The organism is Bradyrhizobium sp. (assembly GCF_028868675.1).
GTDB lineage: Bacteria > Pseudomonadota > Alphaproteobacteria > Rhizobiales > Xanthobacteraceae > Bradyrhizobium.
In genome coordinates this window covers 1-2,823 of record NZ_JAGWUA010000338.1, presented here as the reverse complement: position 1 = coordinate 2,823, position 2,823 = coordinate 1, and the positions used below count along the sequence as shown (strand labels likewise).

Annotated in this window: 4 protein-coding genes and 1 pseudogene; all 5 read left to right on the top strand. The window is 67.3% G+C overall.

Translation table 11 applies throughout. The features are described from left to right. Window positions 1-162 precede the first annotated feature (162 nt). Window positions 163-741, top strand: coding sequence for a methylated-DNA--[protein]-cysteine S-methyltransferase (locus tag KGM94_RS24730; protein WP_300265218.1), 579 nt, complete (start codon window positions 163-165; stop codon window positions 739-741). 9 nt (window positions 742-750) lie between these two features. Continuing rightward, window positions 751-1,614, top strand: coding sequence for an AraC family transcriptional regulator (locus tag KGM94_RS24725; RefSeq protein WP_300265215.1), 864 nt, complete (start codon window positions 751-753; stop codon window positions 1,612-1,614). Window positions 1,615-1,669: 55 nt separating this feature from the next. Then, window positions 1,670-2,029: a VOC family protein gene (locus KGM94_RS24720; protein ID WP_300265212.1), complete on the top strand. Its 360-nt coding sequence runs from the start codon at window positions 1,670-1,672 to the stop codon at window positions 2,027-2,029. 40 nt (window positions 2,030-2,069) lie between these two features. Then, window positions 2,070-2,471, top strand: coding sequence for an SRPBCC family protein (locus KGM94_RS24715; RefSeq protein ID WP_300265209.1), 402 nt, complete (start codon window positions 2,070-2,072; stop codon window positions 2,469-2,471). Window positions 2,472-2,602: 131 nt separating this feature from the next. Beyond that, window positions 2,603-2,823: pseudogene (locus tag KGM94_RS24710) on the top strand (hypothetical protein); the annotation flags it as partial.

The following is a 2,823-nucleotide window of genomic DNA, read 5'->3' as shown; positions in this document are numbered from 1 at the left end:
CGCCCCACCTGATTAGCCGAGACGGCGCGCCGCGCCAAGCGGTTTGGCGCCGCCGCCCGGACGATCGTTAACTCCGGGGCAAGATTTCGGGTGCGCGGAATTGTGACGGTGCTATGATCGCAAGTCGGGGAAGAGGCGTGCACAAGTCAACGGGGCGTGCACATGGTGGGGCGTGCGTACGCGATTTTCGACACGGCGATAGGGCGCTGCGGCATCGTCTGGAGCAATGCCGGGGTGGTCGCCGTGCAGCTGCCCGAGGCCCGGGAGATCGACACCCGGCGGCGCATCTACCAGGCCCATCCTGAGGCCCGCGAGCAGCACCCCTCGTTCAATTCCGAGCTCGCCATCGAAGCGATCGCGGCCGTGCTGCACGGCGATGGCGCCGAGCTCGGCGATATCGTTCTCGACATGGGCGACGTACCGGCGTTCGACCGCCGCGCCTACGATGTCGTCCGCGGCATCCCGCGCGGGGACACCCGCACCTATCACGAAATCGCACGAGCGCTGGGGACCTCGAGCGCCGCGCATTCGGTGGCGCAGGCGCTGGCGAGGAACCCGTTCATGATCGTCGTGCCCTGCCACCGCGTGCTGGAGGCCGGCAACTATGCCGACCGGATCTCGGCCTATGGCGGAGCGATCTCCAAGCGCCGGCTGCTCTCGATCGAGGGCGCGCACCCGATCGCCAGCAAGACGCTGTTCGAGGTGCTGCTGCCAGTTGCCCCACCGCGAGCCTCCACCTAAATAGGCTGGATGGAAGCGACCACGCTTTTGACGACACCCTCGATGACGGTGTCCCGGTTTCGCTGCGATGCAGGACCGGGCGCCGCGCCGTTCGCCGAATATCGCACCGGCCACTCGCTCGCCTATGTCCACTCGGGCAGCTTTGGCTGCCATTGCCGCGCCGGCTTCTTCGAACTGGTGGCGGGCTCGGTGCTGGTCGGCCATCCCGGCGAGGAATACACCTGCACCCACGAGCATGTCAGCGGCGACGAGTGCCTGTCGTTCTTCCTCAGTGAGGAACTGGTCGAGGCGCTCGGCGGAACGCGCGCCGCCTGGCAGGTCGGCGCCGCGCCGCCGCTGCCGGAGCTGATGGTGCTGGGCGAGATGGCCCAGGCGGCGGCAGATGGCAGCAGCGGCTCCGGCAGTGACTCTCACAGTGATTTGGGCCTCGACGAGATCGGGCAGCTGTTTGCCGGCCGCTTCGTCGAGACGATCTCCGGCAAGACGCGCAAGCCAGCCTCGCCCACCGCGCGCGACCGGCGCCGCGCGGTCGAGGCCGCGCTGTGGATCGACGACAATTTTGGCCGCGAGATCGAGCTGGAGGATGCCGCGCGGCAGGCGGGGCTGAGCCCATTCCATTTCCTGCGGCTGTTCTCGGCCGTGCTCGGCGTCACCCCGCATCAATATCTCCTGCGCTCGCGGCTGCGGCACGCCGCGCGGCTGCTGACGGATGCCGACATCGCGATCACCGACATCGCCTACGACGTCGGGTTCGGAGATCTCTCCAACTTCGTGCGCACCTTCCATCGCGCTGCCGGCGTGTCGCCCTCGAAATTCCGCCAGGCCTCGCGCGGGATGCGCAAGATTTTCCAAGAACGCATCGGCCTCAACTGACTAGGGTCGTCTCCGGCTCGCGCCGATCCGGCGCACTTTCGCAATGGAGACGACCATGTACGACCACATCGGAATCCGCGTCGCCGACCTCGACGCCTCGACCCGCTTCTACACCGCGGTGCTCGCGCCCCTCGGCCATGTCCTGTGCTCGAGCGGCGACGGCTATGCCGGCTTCGGCCCCAAGGGCGCGCCGTCGCTCTGGCTGCACCTGAACAAGGGCCGGAAAGCGGACGGCGCCCACATCGCCTTCCGTGCGAAGGACCACGACGCAGTGAAGAAATTCCACAGCGAAGGCCTGAAGACGGGCGGCAAGGACAATGGCGGCGCCGGTCCGCGCAAGGATTACGGCCCGACCTACTACGCCGCGTTCCTGATCGATCCCGACGGCAACAATGTCGAGGCGGTGTGCGCGTGAGGTGCAGCCGCCGACTCCGTCATAGCAAGGACTCCAACCCATGGCCACCATCCACAACGACATTCCTCTCAACGCCCCCGCCTCCGCCGTGTGGGACGCCGTGCGCGATTTCGGCGCGGTGGACCGGCGGCTGGCGCCGGGCTTCGTCACCGTCTGCGAAACCGACGGCGACGCGCGCATCGTCACCTTTGCCAACGGCGTGGTGGCGCGCGAGATGCTGGTCGATTGCGACGAGGCGCGGAAACGGCTGGTCTATGCCATTAGCAACGAGCGGGTGACGCACTATAACGCGGTGGTTCAGGTCATCGCCGACGGTGCGGCGAAGTGCCGGCTGCTCTGGACCATCGATCTCCTGCCCAACGCGTTCGCGCCTTACGTCGAGGGGCAGACCAAGCTCGCCGTGGCTGCCATGCACCGGGCATTTCCGCCCGCCGCAGCCTGACCGATTCCTGTGTGATTTTTCTCACAGAGCCCCCGCCTCCCGCGCCGTAACGATGGCCCCATGCGTCCATTCGGCTCCGCGCTTCCCGCGGAGCCGCGCACACGTGAGCAAGCCATCACAAGGAGCGGGCGATGCGAGGAGCTGACAAGGTAATCTGCCAGGCGGCAGCCGTGCTGCTGCTGTTCTCGTTCACGAGCGTGCCGGCGAAGGCGCAGTTCGCCGGTTTCGGCGGCGGCGGCGCCGGCGGCCAGGACATGATGACCCAGATGGCGCCGATGCTGGAGATGATGAAGGCCAAGATGGGCAAGCGGCGCTTTGCCATGCTGATGCAGACCATGGGGCCGATGATGGG

Coding starts and splice junctions, on each gene's coding strand:
- KGM94_RS24730 (WP_300265218.1), top strand. CDS start 163: ATGGTGGGGCGTGCGTACGCGATTTTCGACACGGCGATAGGGCGCTGC.
- KGM94_RS24725 (WP_300265215.1), top strand. CDS start 751: ATGGAAGCGACCACGCTTTTGACGACACCCTCGATGACGGTGTCCCGG.
- KGM94_RS24720 (WP_300265212.1), top strand. CDS start 1,670: ATGTACGACCACATCGGAATCCGCGTCGCCGACCTCGACGCCTCGACC.
- KGM94_RS24715 (WP_300265209.1), top strand. CDS start 2,070: ATGGCCACCATCCACAACGACATTCCTCTCAACGCCCCCGCCTCCGCC.